This window comes from Koromonas humicola, assembly GCF_059726255.1.
Genome location: NZ_AP040873.1, coordinates 573,780 through 588,824, shown reverse-complemented (window position 1 = coordinate 588,824; position 15,045 = coordinate 573,780). Strand labels below are relative to the sequence as shown.

Here is a 15,045-nt window from a genome sequence, read left to right as displayed (position 1 = left end):
CGGTAGCAAAAAGCAAAAGCCCCACATCTGCTAACTACGGCAGATGTGGGGGCGCCCTGGAGACTTCTTCTTGGTTAGTAAGGGGTGGGGCGAGCTTCGTAGTCGCGGATGAATTGCGATTTCTGCTCGGTGATGCCGATCTGGTCGAGACCGTTGAGCAGGCAGTGCTGGCGGAAGGAGTCTAACGGGAAGGTATGGCTCCAGCCGCTGCCGTCGGAAACGGTGAGGGTTTCGACGTTTACCGTCAGCTCGTACTTAGGGTTCGCGGAGGCGCGGGCGAAGAGCTCGGCCATGGCGCTTTCCGGAAGAGCGACAGTGAGCAGTCCGTTGTTGGCGGCGTTGGAATGGAAGATGTCGGCGAACGAGGGCGCGATGACGACGGCGATGCCAAAGTTGCTCAGTGCCCAAGCGGCGTGCTCGCGGGAGGAGCCGCAGCCGAAATTCTTTCCGGCCAGCAGGATCGAGCCACGCTTGTAGGGTTCCTGGTTGAGGATGAAATCGGGGCGCGGGCTCCCGTCTTGCTCATAACGCCAGTCATTGAACAGAAATGGGCCGTAGCCGGTGCGCTCGATGCGCTTTAGAAACTGCTTCGGGATGATTTGATCGGTGTCGATGTTCGCGCGGTCGAGTGGAATGACCTGTCCGCGATGGATGCGCATTGGCTGCATCTTGCTTACTCCTTGAAATCCCAGTCGCGAATGTCCGTGAAGTGTCCGGTGACGGCTGCGGCAGCGGCCATGGCAGGCGAGACGAGATGGGTGCGTCCGCCACGTCCTTGGCGGCCTTCGAAGTTGCGATTGCTGGTCGAGGCGCAACGCTGGCCGGGCTGCAGAATGTCGGGGTTCATGCCGAGGCACATGGAGCAACCGGGTTCCCGCCACTCGGCTCCGGCTTCGCGGAAGATGCGGTCGAGGCCTTCCTGCTCGGCGAGTTTTTTAACTTGCTCGGAGCCGGGGACGACCATCATGAGAACGTTGGGGTTGACCTTGTATCCTTTGATGACCTTGGCGGCGGCGCGAAGGTCGTCGAGGCGTCCGTTGGTGCAGGAGCCGACAAAAACGCGGTCGATGGGAAGAGCGGTGAGCGGCTGGCCAGGGTTGATTCCCATGTAATCGAGAGCGCGGGTGATGGCGGTCTTTTCGATCTCGCTCTTGCCGTCTTCGGGGCGAGGCGCGGTGCCGCCGACGGGGACCGACATTCCGGGCGAAGTGCCCCAGGTGACCCACGGTTGAAGAGTGGAGGCGTCGAAGTCGACGCCGCGATCGAATTTGGCTCCGGGGTCGCTGGGAAGGGTGCGCCAGTAGGCGACGGCTTTCTCCCAGCGGTCGCCCGTAGGTGCGTACTTGCGTCCTTTTATATATGCAAAGGTTGTTTCGTCGGGAGCGACCATTCCGGCGCGGGCTCCGCTCTCGATGCTCATGTTGCAGAGCGTCATGCGGCCTTCCATGGAGAGCGCGCGGATGGCTTCGCCAGCGTACTCGATGGCGTACCCGGTGCCGCCGTCGGTACCGATCTGGTGAATGATGCCGAGCGCGAGATCCTTGGCGGTGACGCCGGGAGGCAATGCGCCCTTAACATTCACAAGCATCGATTTAGGACGCTTCTGCTGGAGGGTTTGCGTGGCGAGCACGTGCTCAACTTCGCTGGTGCCGATGCCGAAAGCGAGAGCGCCGAAAGCTCCGTGAGTGCTGGTGTGGCTATCGCCGCAGACGATGGTCTTGCCGGGGAGCGTGAGTCCGAGTTCGGGGCCGATGACGTGAACAATTCCCTGCTCGGCTGACCCCACGTCGGCAAGAGTGACTCCGAAGTCGGCGCAATTCTTGCGCAGGGTGTTGATTTGCTGCGCGGCGATGGGATCGAGGATGTTAAAGCGCTCGTCCTTGGTTGTGGGGACGTTGTGATCCACGGTGCCGAAGGTGAGATCGGTGCGGCGGACTTTGCGTCCCGCGAGGCGAAGTCCCTCGAATGCCTGCGGAGAGGTGACTTCGTGCACGAGATGCAAGTCGATGTATAGAAGTGCGGGCTGCGGCTCTTCATGCCAGACGACGTGCGAGGCCCACAATTTGTCAAACAGGCTCTTAGGTGATGCAGCTTGCGTGCTCAACTCAGATTCCTTAAACAGCAAAATATGCCATGCGTGAATTCAGCGCTTCGACGGTCAGTTCGGCGATGCGCTTTCCAATCTCGGTGGTGCTGGCGGCGACGTTCCCCTTCACGACTGTGCGGCCTCCGGTGCTGGTGGCTGGAGCTTTCTCGGCGCGCGGCAGCAGGTCGGCAGTGCGCATGCCGGACTTCAGCACCTGTTCGATGGCGAGTTCCACGCAATCGGCTTCGGCATGCAGCTTGGCCGTATGGCGAAGAAGCATCGCAACCGACGCAATGGCTCCAATGGGGTTCGCGATTCCCTTGCCAGCGATGTCAGGGGCGGAGCCGTGGATGGGCTCGTAGAGATCGACCTTGCCTCCGATGCTGGCAGAAGGCAGCATACCAAGCGATCCGGCGATGACAGCGGTTTCGTCGGAGAGAATGTCGCCAAAGAGATTTTCGGTAAGCACAACGTCGTAGCGCGTCGGCGCAGTGATGACGTTCATGGCGAAGGAGTCAACCAGTGCGTGCTCAAGTGTGACTTCGGGGAATTCGGTAGCAACGCGGGTGACAACCTGACGCCAGAGACGCGAGGTCTCAAGTACGTTGGCCTTATCGACTGAGGTGACCTTTTTATTGCGGTTCTCGGCTAACTTGAAGGCAATGCGGGCAACGCGTTCGATTTCCTGTTCGCTGTAGCGCATGGTGTTGTATGCACTTTTGCTTGCAGTATCGAGCGCCCGAGGTTCGCCGAAATAAAGCCCGCCGAGCAGTTCGCGCACGATCATCAGGTTCGCGCCCTTGATGCGGTCGGCGCGAAGAGGCGAGCAGTCGGCAATGGATTCAATCGCCACGGCAGGACGTAGATTGGCGAAACAGCCTAGGTCCCGACGAAGCGCAAGAAGGCCAGCTTCCGGACGTCGATCGTTCGGAAGCGAATCAAACTGCGGCCCGCCTACTGCGCCAAGAAGGACAGCGTTGGCGGTTAGACAGCGCTCCCGAGTCTGCTCCGGAAAGGGCGAGCCGAACTCTACAGCGGCACCGCCTCCGATGGGAGCTTCCTCAAACTTGAACTCGTACCCACAGAAGTCGGACACAGCTCGGAGGACGCGTACAGCTTCGCTTGTGACCTCCGGTCCGACTCCATCCCCGGGAAGAACTGCAATATTCAGTTTCATTGTTGTTGTGCCGCCATTAGATCCCGGGATTGGTTCACCGGGCCACGATGGGTTAACACCATCGAGATTAAGTCCTGATCGTAAACCTTTTTCTTGCGATCGGCCAGATGAGTGAACCTTGTATAGAGCGAATCGAGCTCTGCAGGCGTGACCTCAAGGCCAAGTTCCTTAAATCGATGCATGAGCGCGTGACGTCCGGAATGCTTGCCCAGGACAAGGCGATCCGGTGGCATGCCCACGGACTCGGGCGTCATGATCTCGTAGCAAAGTGGATTGCTCAGTACGCCGTGCTGGTGGATTCCAGCTTCGTGGGCAAAAGCGTTGCGGCCCACGATGGCTTTATTGGGCTGCACGGCAAAGCCAAGCGTGCGTGAAAGCAATTGGCTCGCAGGGTAGAGCTGGGTTCGATCTATGCCTGAGTCAACACCGTGGACGTCTGAGCGGACGTGCAGGGCCATGACAATCTCTTCAAGGGCAGCGTTTCCGGCGCGCTCGCCGATGCCGTTGATGGTGCATTCGACTTGGCGCGCTCCGGCGGCCACGGCAGCAAGAGAGTTGGCAACACCCATACCGAGATCGTTGTGGCAGTGGCAGGAAATGATGTAGTTGCCCTGAACCGTCTCGCGAATCTTGCGGATAAGGCGACCGTATTCTTCTGGCATGGTGTAGCCGACCGTGTCGGGGATGTTCAGAGTTGTTGCGCCGGAATCCACCGCAGCCTGAAGGACTTCGCACATGAAGTCAGGATCGGAGCGGGTGGCGTCCTCGGGCGAGAACTCCACGTCTTCACAAAGCTCGCGGGCTTGAGCCACGCAATCGCGAGCGGTGCGCAGGGCGTCGGCACGCGACATCTTCAGTTTGTAAGTTAGGTGAATGTCGCTGGTGGCGAGAAATGTATGGATACGTGAACTGGCTGCGCCTTTCAGGGCTTCGGCTGCTACCTCGATGTCGTTACGACTGCAGCGGGCGAGGGCGGCGATGCGCGGGCCTTCGACTTCGCGGGAGATACGCTGAACGGCTTCGAAATCTCCACGGGAGGCAACCGGGAAGCCGCTCTCAATGATGTCCACCCCCAGGCGGGCAAGCTGATGAGCCACGGTGAGCTTTTCGTCCGTGTTCATGCTGCAGCCGGGAGACTGTTCTCCGTCTCTCAGTGTCGTGTCAAATATGAGAATTCGATCGGTCGGGGGAACTACGTCAGGATCCATATCTAACCTTCTGACACCGGAACGCCATTAGTCAAACTACTTTTCTTTTCGCCCCCATAAGGAGCTGTGATTTAATAAGCACAACTTATCTTGCATCCGGGATGCCTAATCATGGACCTGTATCAGTTGGAAGCCTTTGTAGCCGTTGCCCAGGAATGCAGTTTCTCGCGAGCAGCACTGCGTCTGCATAGAACGCAGTCGGCCGTGAGTCAAACTATAGGAAAACTTGAAGAGCAGATTGGCGAGAAGGTCTTCGAGCGCTCGTCGAGAGACGGCACACTGACCGCCGCAGGAAAAGTCCTGCTGGAATATGCCGAGGAGTTGCTGAACCTTAGAGAACGGGCGCGGGATGCAATCTCAGAGCTGAGAAGCTTGCACGAAGGCAAGCTGACGGTGGCTGCAAACGAGTTCACATCGTTGTGCCTGCTGCCAGCGCTGCACATCTTCCATCGAATGCACCCGACGATCAAGATTCAGGTACAACGCACGCTGGCTTCGGAGATCCCACGGCACGTGCTGATGCACCAGGTGGAGTTTGGCGTGCTCTCGTTCAAGCCCGAGGACGAACAACTCAGCTCGACGGTGTTCTATAGAGATGATCTGGTGTTTGTTGTGTATCCGGGGCACTCGCTGGCGCACGCGGACAAGGTGAGCATTCACGATTTGGGGGCGGAGTCGTTTGTGGCTCACAATGTGCCATCTCCGCTGAGGGTGAAAGTGATTGATGCTTTCAAGCGCACACGGACGACACTGCACATGGATGTGGAGCTTCCGACCCTGTCGAGCGTGAAGGAATTTGTGCGCATGGGCAACGGCGTGGCACTAGTTCCGAGAATGAGCGTCGAGGGCGAACTGCAACGCGGCGAACTGGTGGCGGTTTCGGTGAACGAATTGAGGCTGGAGCGCACGCTGCGTCTGGTGACTCGAAAGGGGGCAACGCTTTCGCATGCGGGCTTGGCATTCATGAATGTTTGTCGCACGATGGCGGCCGATCCGAAACACCGTTGCGTGTTTGAGCCAGAAAATTTGGACACACCAAAGCGCAGGACTAAGGCAAAGAGCGTGGCGAAGTAGACGTCGACGGTGGAAACCTGGAGTGCTGAACCTGTTAGCACGTATCGCGAAAACAACCATCCGCCCTAAAACTCGAAATTCTACGAGTTAGGGCAGGGCAACTGCCGAAGGAGTTACGAGATAGCCGCAGAAGGGCTATGTGCGATAGATTCTTTGGGTTACACGTCTAAGTACTCTTATGCCACACGAGAAAATAGAAGATCCACGAAGCGTTGAGCAACTCGTAGACTTACGGCGCCAGTTCATCGACGAATACTCGGCGACGATGGAACGTGCAAGCAAAAAGATCGAGCAAATGCGTAGCGAGATCCAACAGTTGATCGGTACGGCACCTAAGAACCGTGTTCACTACGTGATGACCGAACATTTGAGGGATCACGGAGAAGCCACATTTGATGAACTTCTGCACGCTGTCCGCCGAGATGGGCGAGTGACGCTTCCACAAAACGAAATCACCAACATCCAGCAAGCTCTCAGCCGATGCGTGAAGTACCAGAAATATCAATTCGATTCTAAGAAGAATGTCTATCAACCTGGGCCAAGATTTGAAGATGCATTGGACGAGCTAGAACGCGAGTGGCCCAAACGCTGGCGATCGCTACGCTCGTCTTCGGCGGGAAAGGCAAAATCAACAACCCCACCCTAAACTCGAAAAGACGAGTTTAGGATGGGGCACCCTCGCGCGTTGGCATATGCCGTGCAATTCAGAGTGGCGGGTTTTAGATTTCCAACGGAAATCTCATAAATGGCCCAGGGAGCCTCGAGAGAGTGCACGAGAATTTGTCTGCCCCGGCGGATTTATCGACGAGCAGTTTAGGTGTTGCCTTAGGTCGCATCCTCGGGCGAGAGCAGTGTGCCGCGCTCATCAGGCCCTTGCTGGCCGCAGCAATGGAGCATCATCGTCAGGGCCAGGTCGTAGCGGCAGAAGCCATTTACCGGAAGATTTTGGAAATCGATGATAGTCACGCCGACTGTCTTCATCTGCTGGGAGTGATCGCCCATCAGCGCGGAAGGCATGCGGAAGCGGTTGAGCTCATCCGAAAGGCAATTGCCACATATTCTGCGGGGGCGTCGTACTATCTGAACCTTGGGAATGCACTCCGCGCGCTCAGAAAAACGGATGAGGCGATTGATGCTTATCGCCAATCGATCGCTCTGGATCCGGGGTCATTTGGGGCCTTGGTTAACCTCGGAAATGTCCTTCGAAGCAAGGGGAGGCACGCCGAAGCTATCGAGAGCTATCAGCGTTCTCTCGCAATCTGTGCGACGAACCCCGAAACATACAACAACCTCGGCAATGCCTACCAAGAGACGGATCAGGAGATCGAGGCCGAAGCCTGTTACCGTCACGCGTTGTCTCTGAATCCGCTGCACGCCACGTCTCACCATAATCTGGGCAATCTGATGTCGGATCGAGGCGATCTGGAAGTGGCGCTGCACGAGTTTGCTACTGCCCTGCGAATTGCTCCTGACTATCACGATTCGGAGTTCTCTATGGGACTTGCTGAATTGCGCATGGGCAAGTTTGCCAGCGGGTGGCAGAAGTACGAGAAGCGCTGGAATAGCGAAGCGCATGAAACTCCCAGCCGCAACTATCGGCAACCTTTGTGGACGGGCGAAAAGCTCGACGGGAAGCTGTTTCTGTGGGGCGAGCAAGGCGTGGGCGACGAAATCATGTTCGCCGGACTTATTCCAGAGGTGCTTCGCGGTGGAAACCGGTGCGTTGTGGAGTGCGATTCACGCTTGCGACCATTGTTCTCGCGATCTTTTGCGGGGGCGGAAATTGTTGCTAGGAACAGCTCGAGTGTGGTCTGCGATTTCGAGGCCCACCTGCCCACGGGCAGTCTTCCGCGCTTGTTTCGACCCACGGAGGAATCCTTCGCCAATACGACTTCGCCATATCTTTTTGCGGAGGCGGCCAAAAGAGCAAGCTTTCGGAGCAGGTACGCTGATGGTCGTCGGGTAATTGGGATTGCGTGGCAGACTCGGGGCAAGAAAACAGGACGCCGCCGCTCGGTGGCCCTACAAGTGTTGGCACCTCTGTTTGCGCATGAGGGGGTTCGCTGGATAAGCCTGCAATACGGAGATCATGCTGAGTTGGAAGCGCAGATAGAGCAGGCAGGAGCTCCGGTCTGCGTTGATCGCGAAGTCGATCAGCTACGCGACATGGATTTGTTTGCCGCGCAGGTGGCTGCGATGGATCTGGTCATCACGATTGACAACTCCACGGCTCACCTCGCAGGAGCGCTGGGAATTCCTGTGTGGCTTTTGTTGCCCAGCTCGGCGGACTGGCGCTGGTTGCTCGATCGCGATGACAGCCCGTGGTATCCCACGATGAAACTCTTCCGCCAGCGTCAGCCCAATGACTGGCAATCTGTAATAGCACGCCTCAGCAGCCTTCTCTAAGCGGTGACTGGGCTCACGTGCCTAGCGGCTCAACTCCAGGCGTAAGGTTTGCAAATTGGTGCACAAATTAAAGGTTCTTGGCCCTGCTACTTGATTCCTGCGGCCCTGTTGGAGCATCCAAACCTTAACCGGATTCAACTCGGTTCTGAGGTTAGGCATGAGCAAAGACATTGAAGCGCGCGGATATACGAAGCCTGATGTACTGGTCTCCACTGAATGGGTCGAGCAACATCTGAAAGATCCCAATATTCGTCTGGCTGAATCGAACGAAGATCCGCTTCTGTATGCTTCCGACCATATACCGGGTGCGGTGGAAATCGACTGGACACGCGACCTGAATGACCCGGTGCGCCGCGACTACCTGGGCCGCCCTGCATTCGAAAAACTGATGCGCCGCATGGGCGCGACTCGCGATACGACGATCGTGCTGTATGGCGACAAGAACAACTGGTGGGCGACATACGCGTTTTGGGTTCTGCAACTGTTTGGTCATACGAACGCGAAGGTTATGGACGGTGGGCGGTTGAAATGGATCAAGGAAGGCCGTCCGGTGACGCGTGAGATTCCGAAGTATGCGGGCAGCAACTACACGGCTCAGGAGCGCGATGACAAAAAGATCAGGGCTTTCCGCGATGAGACGTTGGAACACTTGAAGAAGCATTTGCCGATGGTGGATGTGCGCAGCCCGGAGGAATTCCGCGGAGAACGGCTGCATATGCCGGAGTATCCGAACGAAGGCGCGTTACGCGGAGGACATATCCCGGGAGCGCTGAACATTCCGTGGGGCCGCGCAGTAAACACTGAGGATGGCACGTTTAAGGACGCAACGGAACTGCGCAAGCTCTACGTAGAAGACAACAAGTTGCGACCGGATGACGACGTGATCGCGTATTGCCGCATCGGCGAACGTAGCAGCCATACGTGGTTTGTGTTGAGCTATCTGCTCGGATTCAATAAAGTGCGGAACTACGATGGAAGCTGGACGGAGTGGGGCAACCTGGTGGGTGTTCCGGTAGAAAATCCCAGTGCCGAGGCGAGGGATGAAGCTGCGGCCTGACAAACTGGAAAGATTGGTTTCAACTCTTGAAAGCCTCGACCGGCAAGATCGCATTCAGATGCTGATCGACATAGCTGGGCAATTTAAACCTGTGCCACCCAACGTTGCGCAGAGGCCGTTCCCTGCGGAAAACCGCGTGCCGGGCTGCGAGTCGGAAGCATATGTGTGGGCCGAGTCGGGAACGACGGCCGACACGATAAAGTTCGACTTCGCCGTGGAGAACCCGCAGGGGATTTCGGCGATGGCACTGGCAGCGATTCTCGGCGAAACGTTGAACGGCGCGCAGTTGGAAGAGATAGCGACCGTCCCGGCCGATGTGATCTACAGGATCTTTGGGCGAGAGCTCTCGATGGGCAAGTCGCTCGGACTGATGGGCATGGTGAACATGGTAAGGGTGGCCGCACTGAAGCAGATTCAGAGTACAGCAGCAAAGTAACACGCAATCCAAGTCGCAGAGTCGAATGCGGGGTTGTGCCGAATCATGTGGTTCGGTGCAACCCCGTTGTTCTTTGTCGCCACTGTGATTAGTGCGCCGCTAATTCAGGAGAATGACGATGAAGCGAACCCTTCTACTCTGCTCACTTCTGCTGCTTTCAGCCATGTGGGCATTTGCTCAGGACCAAAACCAGCCTAACGCCTCGACCAGCTCACAAAGCTCAACCACCACAACGACGACGAGAACCGAAAACACAAGCTCTGACCTGAAGACAGTTCAGGGATGCCTCTCTGGATCTGAGGGAAACTATACGCTTACAGACCGCTCAGGCACCGTGCATTTGACGGGGGATACAGCGGGTCTGCAGGCTCACGTGGGACATACGATCCAAGTAACGGGGACGCTTGCCTCGGGCTCGAGTGCCGCGAGCGGAACTTCCTCAGGACAGGCGGGGTCGATGAGTTCTTCTGCGGGGTCGCAGCCATCGTTCGCGGTGTCGAGCTTTAAGCATGTGGCAGCGGGGTGCAGTAACGCTCAGTAGTCATGCGAAGCAACGCACGAGGTGGTAGGAACTGTGAACGGCGGTTGATATTTGAGCTGTGCGGGCATCCTTCACTTCGTTCAGGATGACACCTCAGGAGCAAAGACAAACGCAAGAACAACTGCAAAAGCAAGAGCAAACTGTAAGAGCAAGCAACTACAAGAGCAAGAGCAACTACCCCACCTTAAACTCGAAAGGAACGAGTTGAAGGTGGGGCACCCAAAGTTCGCGCGATGCTATCGGGGGCGATTGACGATAGGGAGCGAAGGCGGCGGAGAGTAGTCGAGATCGAATCCGAGCTGAAGCTTGGCAGCGTCGGACATGCGGCTCGGATCCCATGGAGGATCGAACACAACTTCCACTTTTACTTCCTTGGCTCCGTGTAAAGCTGAGACTTTGCGTTCGACATCGGCCTTAAGAACATCGGCCATTCCACAACCGGGAGCAGTGAGCGTCATCTTGATGTCAACGCGATTTTGATTATCGCCAAGCGGCGTGATGTCGCAAGCGTAGATGAGTCCGAGGTCGGCGACATTGACCGGAATCTCAGGATCGAAGATGGTGCGGAGAGTGTCCCAGACAGCTTTTTCGCTGAACTCGACCTGCGCATCTTGCGTGCGCTGCTGCGGTGTGATGCCGAGGGCGTCCGCGTCCTCGCCATCGACACGAAATAGCTGACCGTATCCGGCTTCTATGGTGTAGCTGTCGCCGAGCGACTGCGTGAGGCGAACGAGCATTCCAGAAGGAAGCACGCGACGCGCGCCACTGGGGATTTCCAGTGCCTCGGTGTCGCGTGCGAGTTTGATATTTTCTGTGGACATAGAACTACTTCACGAGAACCGGCTTGGCGCGGTTGGTCATGTCCTCCACGTACTTGTTAACAAGTCTCTCAACGTGTTCGCGCGCGGGGCCTTCCTTCATGCGATCGAGGCATTCACCGGCAAAGGCCAGCAGGAGCAGGTTGCGCGCCGTGGTTTCGGCAACGCCGCGTGAACGAAGGTAGAAGAGCGCTTCTTCGTCGATCTGTCCGATGGTGGCGCCGTGCGTACACTTGACGTCGTCGGCGTAGATTTCAAGCTGAGGCTTGGTGTCGATCTGCGCATCATCAGAAAGCAGAAGGTTGCGATTGGTCTGCTTGGCGTCGGTCTTCTGAGCATCCTTGTGCACGATGATGCGTCCGTGAAATACGCCGTGGGCGCGGTCATCGAGAATGCCGTTGTAGAACTGGCGGCTGGCACAGTGCGGCTTGTCGTGCTCGACGAGCATGTAGTTGTCGAGATGCTGCGTAGCGGTTCCGAGGAACAGGCCGTTGATGAGGCACTCTCCGCCTTCACCGGCAAGCACAGGATGCACGTTGTTGCGCACAAGCGCGCCACCGAGCAGAACGGAGTGGGAATCCACGTTGGCGCTGCGGGCCTGCTGCAAGCGAAGGGTCGAGATGTTGTAAGTGCCGGCCTGCTCGCGCTCGATGCGATAGTGCGAAAGCACGGCGTTGTCTTCGGCGACGACCTCGGTGACGGAGTTGCAGAATGCGGTGCCATTGCCGATGGAGACGTACTCCTCGACGATGGTGGCTTGGCTGTCTTCGTCGATAAGAACGAGGTTGCGCGGATGATTCATCACTCCCGGCGTTTGGCGGGTGGAGACGAAGAGCAATGCAATAGGCGCTTCGACCACGACGCCGCGGGCAATGTGAACATAAGCTCCATCGGCTCCGAACGCGGTGTTGAGGGCGGAGAAGCTGTCGCGCTCCTGATTGAGATATTGGCCGAGGTGCTGCTCAACAAGGGCCTTTTCCTTGCGGTGCAACGCACTCGCAAGGCCGAGGACCGTAACGCCGCGAATGGACTCGCTAATTAGAGATAGTTCGGGGGCAAAATATCCATCGACGAAAACGAGCTGGCATCCGGCGCCGGGGACTCGGTAGGAGTGCGGAGAGAAATTGACTTCCGCACCAGCGTGAGGAGCAGCGAGAATGAACTCTGAGTTGGAGACTGGCGACACGTCGGTGAAACGCCAGTCCTCATCATGCGTGGTCGGAAACCCTTTTTCGCAGAATCGGGCGAAGGCCTCGCGGCGAAGTTGGCGCAGCCACGACTGGTCGTGGCTGGCGGCGCGGTTTTCAAACTCGCTGAATGCAGCCAGATATCTCTGTGGCGTTTGTAGTGCTGTGCTCAAGTCGATCCTTTCTACAGCGGTTCAGCTTTTTGCTCTCTATTTGCTCTCCCACCTTAGCCGCGCTCAAACCGCGCGCCGAAGGTGGGGCACCCGCGTTGGCTTTCTCCCACCGTTGCAACGCAAAACGCGCGTCGAAGGTGGGCACCCGAAACCGCTCTAGGCGGCGGAGTGGCTGGGTTCGATGGAGCCATAGCCGGTCTCTTCAAGTTCAAGCGCGAGTTCCTTACCACCGGAGCGAACGATGCGTCCATCCATGAGGACGTGAACGAAGTCGGGGACGATGTAGTTGAGCAGGCGCTGGTAGTGAGTGACGACGATCATGGAACGCTCGCCACCACGCATTGCATTTACACCCTTAGCGACAATGCGCAGGGCGTCGATGTCGAGTCCGGAGTCGGTCTCGTCGAGGATTGCGAGGCGGGGTTCGAGAACAGCCATTTGGAGAATTTCGTTGCGCTTCTTTTCGCCGCCGGAGAAGCCTTCGTTGACAGAACGATTCATGAGGCGATCGTCCATCTCAAGCAGAGCGAGCTTTTCGCGAAACATGGGAATGAATTCCATGGCAGACATTTCCTGCTGGCCGCGAGCTTTGCGCACGGCGTTGACGGCAGAGCGCAGGAAATATGCGTTGCTGATGCCGGGAATTTCGACGGGATACTGGAAGGCCATGAAGACGCCTTCCCATGCAGCTTCCTCGGGTTTCATGGCGAGCAGGTCCTTGCCGTTGAGCAGAACTTCGCCAGAGGTGACCTCGTAGGCATCACGGCGCGAGAGCACCTGAGCAAGAGTGCTCTTTCCGGAGCCGTTGGGGCCCATGATGGAGTGCACTTCGCCAGGGTTGATCGTTAGATTGATACCCTTCAATATTTCGTGATTGTCGACGCTGACGTGCAGGTCCTTAATTTCGAGCAGTGGTGTCATTTCTTGTCTTTCTCTCCTGCCTCAGTGAGGCGGTAGGGCTGCGATGACTGCGCTGTCGCCCACGTTAGCCAAAAGAGGGCGAACGTGGGGCACCCGAGGGTTCCGCGATGAACGTACATCCCAGAGTTGGAACAACTCCAACTCTGGGCCACCAACTAGCCGACGCTGCCTTCGAGGCTCACGCTGAGCAGCTTTTGGGCTTCGACGGCGAACTCCATCGGAAGCTCCTTAAATACGCGCTTGCAGAATCCATTCACAATCATCGATATAGCATCTTCGGCGCTGAGGCCACGCTGACGCAGGTAGAACATCTGGTCTTCGCCAATCTTCGAGGTTGAAGCTTCGTGCTCCATGCGAGCCGAGGAGTTGCGTACCTCAATGTAGGGGAAGGTGTGCGCCCCGCACTTGTCTCCGATAAGCAGCGAGTCGCACTGCGTGTAGTTGCGCGCGCCTTCGGCACCTTTCATGATCTTCACCTGACCGCGATAGGTGTTCTGTCCGAAGCCGGCGGAAATGCCCTTCGTGACGATGGTGCTTTTCGTGTTCTTGCCAATGTGAATCATCTTGGTGCCGGTGTCGGCCTGCTGATGATTGTTGGTCAAGGCGACGGAATAGAACTCGCCTACGGAGTTGTCGCCGCGCAGAATGCAGCTCGGATATTTCCAGGTGATCGCGGAGCCGGTCTCCACCTGCGTCCAAGAAATTTTGGAATTCACGCCCTGGCACTTGCCGCGCTTGGTGACGAAATTGTAGATACCGCCACGGCCTTCCTTGTCGCCGGGATACCAGTTCTGCACGGTTGAATACTTGATTTGCGCATTGTCAAGCGCTACGAGTTCGACAACGGCGGCATGCAATTGGTTCTCATCGCGGATGGGCGCGGTGCAGCCTTCGAGATAGCTGACGTATGCGTCGTCATCGGCAACGATCAGCGTTCGCTCAAACTGTCCGGTTTCGGCGGCGTTGATGCGGAAATAAGTTGAGAGCTCCATGGGGCAATGGACGCCCTTGGGAATGTAGACGAACGACCCATCGGAGAAGACCGCCGCGTTGAGAGCAGCGAAGAAGTTATCGGTGTATGGAACAACCGAGCCCAGATATTTCTTCACCAGCTCGGGATGCTGCTGTACGGCTTCGGAGAAGGAGCAGAAAATGACTCCGGCTTCGCGCAGCTTTTCCTTGAAGGTGGTCACGACGGAGACGCTGTCGAACACCGCATCCACTGCGACGTTGGCCATCCGCTTCTGTTCTTCGAGTGGAATGCCGAGCTTCTGGTAAGTGCGCAGAAGTTCGGGATCGAGCTGGTTCAGGCTCTCGAGCTGCGGCTTCTTTTTGGGTGCCGAATAGTAGACGATGCTCTGGTAGTCGATCGGGTCGTACTTGATGTTGGCCCACTTGGGCTCCGCCTCTGCTTCTTCGAGCGACGCCCAGTAGCGGTAGGCTTTGAGACGCCACTCAAGCATGAATTCAGGCTCATTTTTCTTAGCCGAAATGAGGCGAACAGTGTCCTCGTTGATGCCTTTGGGAACGCTCTCGGACTCGACGTCGGAGACAAAACCCCACTTGTACTCCCGCTGCGCCAGATCCCGAATCGTGTCAACGCTAGTAGTTGAACTCATAATCCTCTTGTCGTTTGCTGCTGCCGCTGTTCTGCGGTAGTTGCCCGCGCCGATTCCTTGCGGGTGAACGGTGGTTGAAAGCCTTAAGCTGCAGCGAGTTCGGAAGACCAAGGGCGGAATCCGAGCTTGGCTGGATTGCCAAAGCACACGACCTCAACTGCCCCACAGTCTCCGGCTGCGGGTGAACTACACACGTCCGCGATAACCGGCTGCACGGTTCTTTAGATGCTCGGACTGCTGACTTGGAATCAGAGAGGTACGGTCGAGGAGGCAACAGCCAGGAGTCGAACTCCAGATTGGAGATTCGGCGTGCCTGTCATCTTGCGACGCGGAATAGGCATC

At 57.3% G+C, this 15,045-nt stretch carries 14 protein-coding genes; 6 read left to right on the top strand and 8 right to left on the bottom strand.

Annotation, left to right across the window (positions count from 1 at the left end; translation table 11 throughout):
* Positions 1-74: 74 nt before the first annotated feature.
* From leuD to AC6IZD_RS02610, 4 genes are read right to left on the bottom strand one after another with little or no spacing between them, the layout of a single operon-like run.
* Positions 75-659, bottom strand: a complete 585-nt coding sequence (gene leuD, locus AC6IZD_RS02625; protein WP_497786126.1) for a 3-isopropylmalate dehydratase small subunit — start codon at positions 657-659, stop codon at positions 75-77.
* A gap of 14 nt (positions 660-673) precedes the next feature.
* Positions 674-2,104, bottom strand: a complete 1,431-nt coding sequence (gene leuC / locus AC6IZD_RS02620; protein ID WP_497786125.1) for a 3-isopropylmalate dehydratase large subunit — start codon at positions 2,102-2,104, stop codon at positions 674-676.
* A 10-nt stretch (positions 2,105-2,114) separates the two neighbouring features.
* Positions 2,115-3,263 (bottom strand): 3-isopropylmalate dehydrogenase, encoded by a 1,149-nt coding sequence (gene leuB, locus AC6IZD_RS02615; protein ID WP_497786124.1) that lies wholly within the window; start codon positions 3,261-3,263, stop codon positions 2,115-2,117.
* Positions 3,260-4,471 (bottom strand): 2-isopropylmalate synthase, encoded by a 1,212-nt coding sequence (locus tag AC6IZD_RS02610; RefSeq protein ID WP_497786123.1) that lies wholly within the window; start codon positions 4,469-4,471, stop codon positions 3,260-3,262. The genes leuB and AC6IZD_RS02610 overlap by 4 nt, the downstream gene beginning before the upstream one ends.
* Before the next feature lie 111 nt (positions 4,472-4,582).
* Here AC6IZD_RS02610 and AC6IZD_RS02605 point away from each other — a divergent pair, with 111 nt between their 5' ends.
* The 6 genes from AC6IZD_RS02605 to AC6IZD_RS02580 all read left to right on the top strand — a co-directional run bounded on the left by AC6IZD_RS02605 (position 4,583) and on the right by AC6IZD_RS02580 (position 9,985).
* Positions 4,583-5,545, top strand: coding sequence for a LysR family transcriptional regulator (locus AC6IZD_RS02605; RefSeq protein WP_497786122.1), 963 nt, complete (start codon positions 4,583-4,585; stop codon positions 5,543-5,545).
* A gap of 178 nt (positions 5,546-5,723) precedes the next feature.
* Positions 5,724-6,191, top strand: a complete 468-nt coding sequence (locus AC6IZD_RS02600; protein WP_497786121.1) for a hypothetical protein — start codon at positions 5,724-5,726, stop codon at positions 6,189-6,191.
* Positions 6,192-6,313: 122 nt separating this feature from the next.
* Positions 6,314-7,951, top strand: coding sequence for a tetratricopeptide repeat protein (locus tag AC6IZD_RS02595; protein WP_497786120.1), 1,638 nt, complete (start codon positions 6,314-6,316; stop codon positions 7,949-7,951).
* A gap of 157 nt (positions 7,952-8,108) precedes the next feature.
* Entirely contained in the window at positions 8,109-9,008 is a 900-nt protein-coding gene (locus AC6IZD_RS02590) for a sulfurtransferase (protein ID WP_497786119.1), read from the top strand.
* Positions 8,992-9,444 carry a SufE family protein gene (locus tag AC6IZD_RS02585; protein WP_497786118.1) on the top strand — a complete coding sequence of 151 codons (453 nt, stop codon included), beginning with the start codon at positions 8,992-8,994 and terminating at the stop codon, positions 9,442-9,444. Before AC6IZD_RS02590 ends, AC6IZD_RS02585 begins: the two co-directional genes overlap by 17 nt.
* Positions 9,445-9,562: 118 nt before the next feature.
* Positions 9,563-9,985 carry a hypothetical protein gene (locus AC6IZD_RS02580; RefSeq protein ID WP_497786117.1) on the top strand — a complete coding sequence of 141 codons (423 nt, stop codon included), beginning with the start codon at positions 9,563-9,565 and terminating at the stop codon, positions 9,983-9,985.
* Positions 9,986-10,221: 236 nt separating this feature from the next.
* Here AC6IZD_RS02580 and sufT read toward each other — a convergent pair whose 3' ends face one another.
* The 4 genes from sufT to sufB all read right to left on the bottom strand — a co-directional run bounded on the left by sufT (position 10,222) and on the right by sufB (position 14,703).
* Complete coding sequence (sufT, locus tag AC6IZD_RS02575; RefSeq protein WP_497786116.1) at positions 10,222-10,806, bottom strand: putative Fe-S cluster assembly protein SufT; 585 nt, start codon at positions 10,804-10,806, stop codon at positions 10,222-10,224.
* A 4-nt stretch (positions 10,807-10,810) separates the two neighbouring features.
* Positions 10,811-12,163 carry a Fe-S cluster assembly protein SufD gene (gene sufD / locus AC6IZD_RS02570; RefSeq protein WP_497786115.1) on the bottom strand — a complete coding sequence of 451 codons (1,353 nt, stop codon included), beginning with the start codon at positions 12,161-12,163 and terminating at the stop codon, positions 10,811-10,813.
* 156 nt (positions 12,164-12,319) lie between these two features.
* Entirely contained in the window at positions 12,320-13,084 is a 765-nt protein-coding gene (gene sufC / locus AC6IZD_RS02565; protein WP_497786114.1) for a Fe-S cluster assembly ATPase SufC, read from the bottom strand.
* A gap of 155 nt (positions 13,085-13,239) precedes the next feature.
* Positions 13,240-14,703 (bottom strand): Fe-S cluster assembly protein SufB, encoded by a 1,464-nt coding sequence (gene sufB / locus AC6IZD_RS02560; RefSeq protein ID WP_497786113.1) that lies wholly within the window; start codon positions 14,701-14,703, stop codon positions 13,240-13,242.
* Positions 14,704-15,045 lie beyond the last annotated feature (342 nt).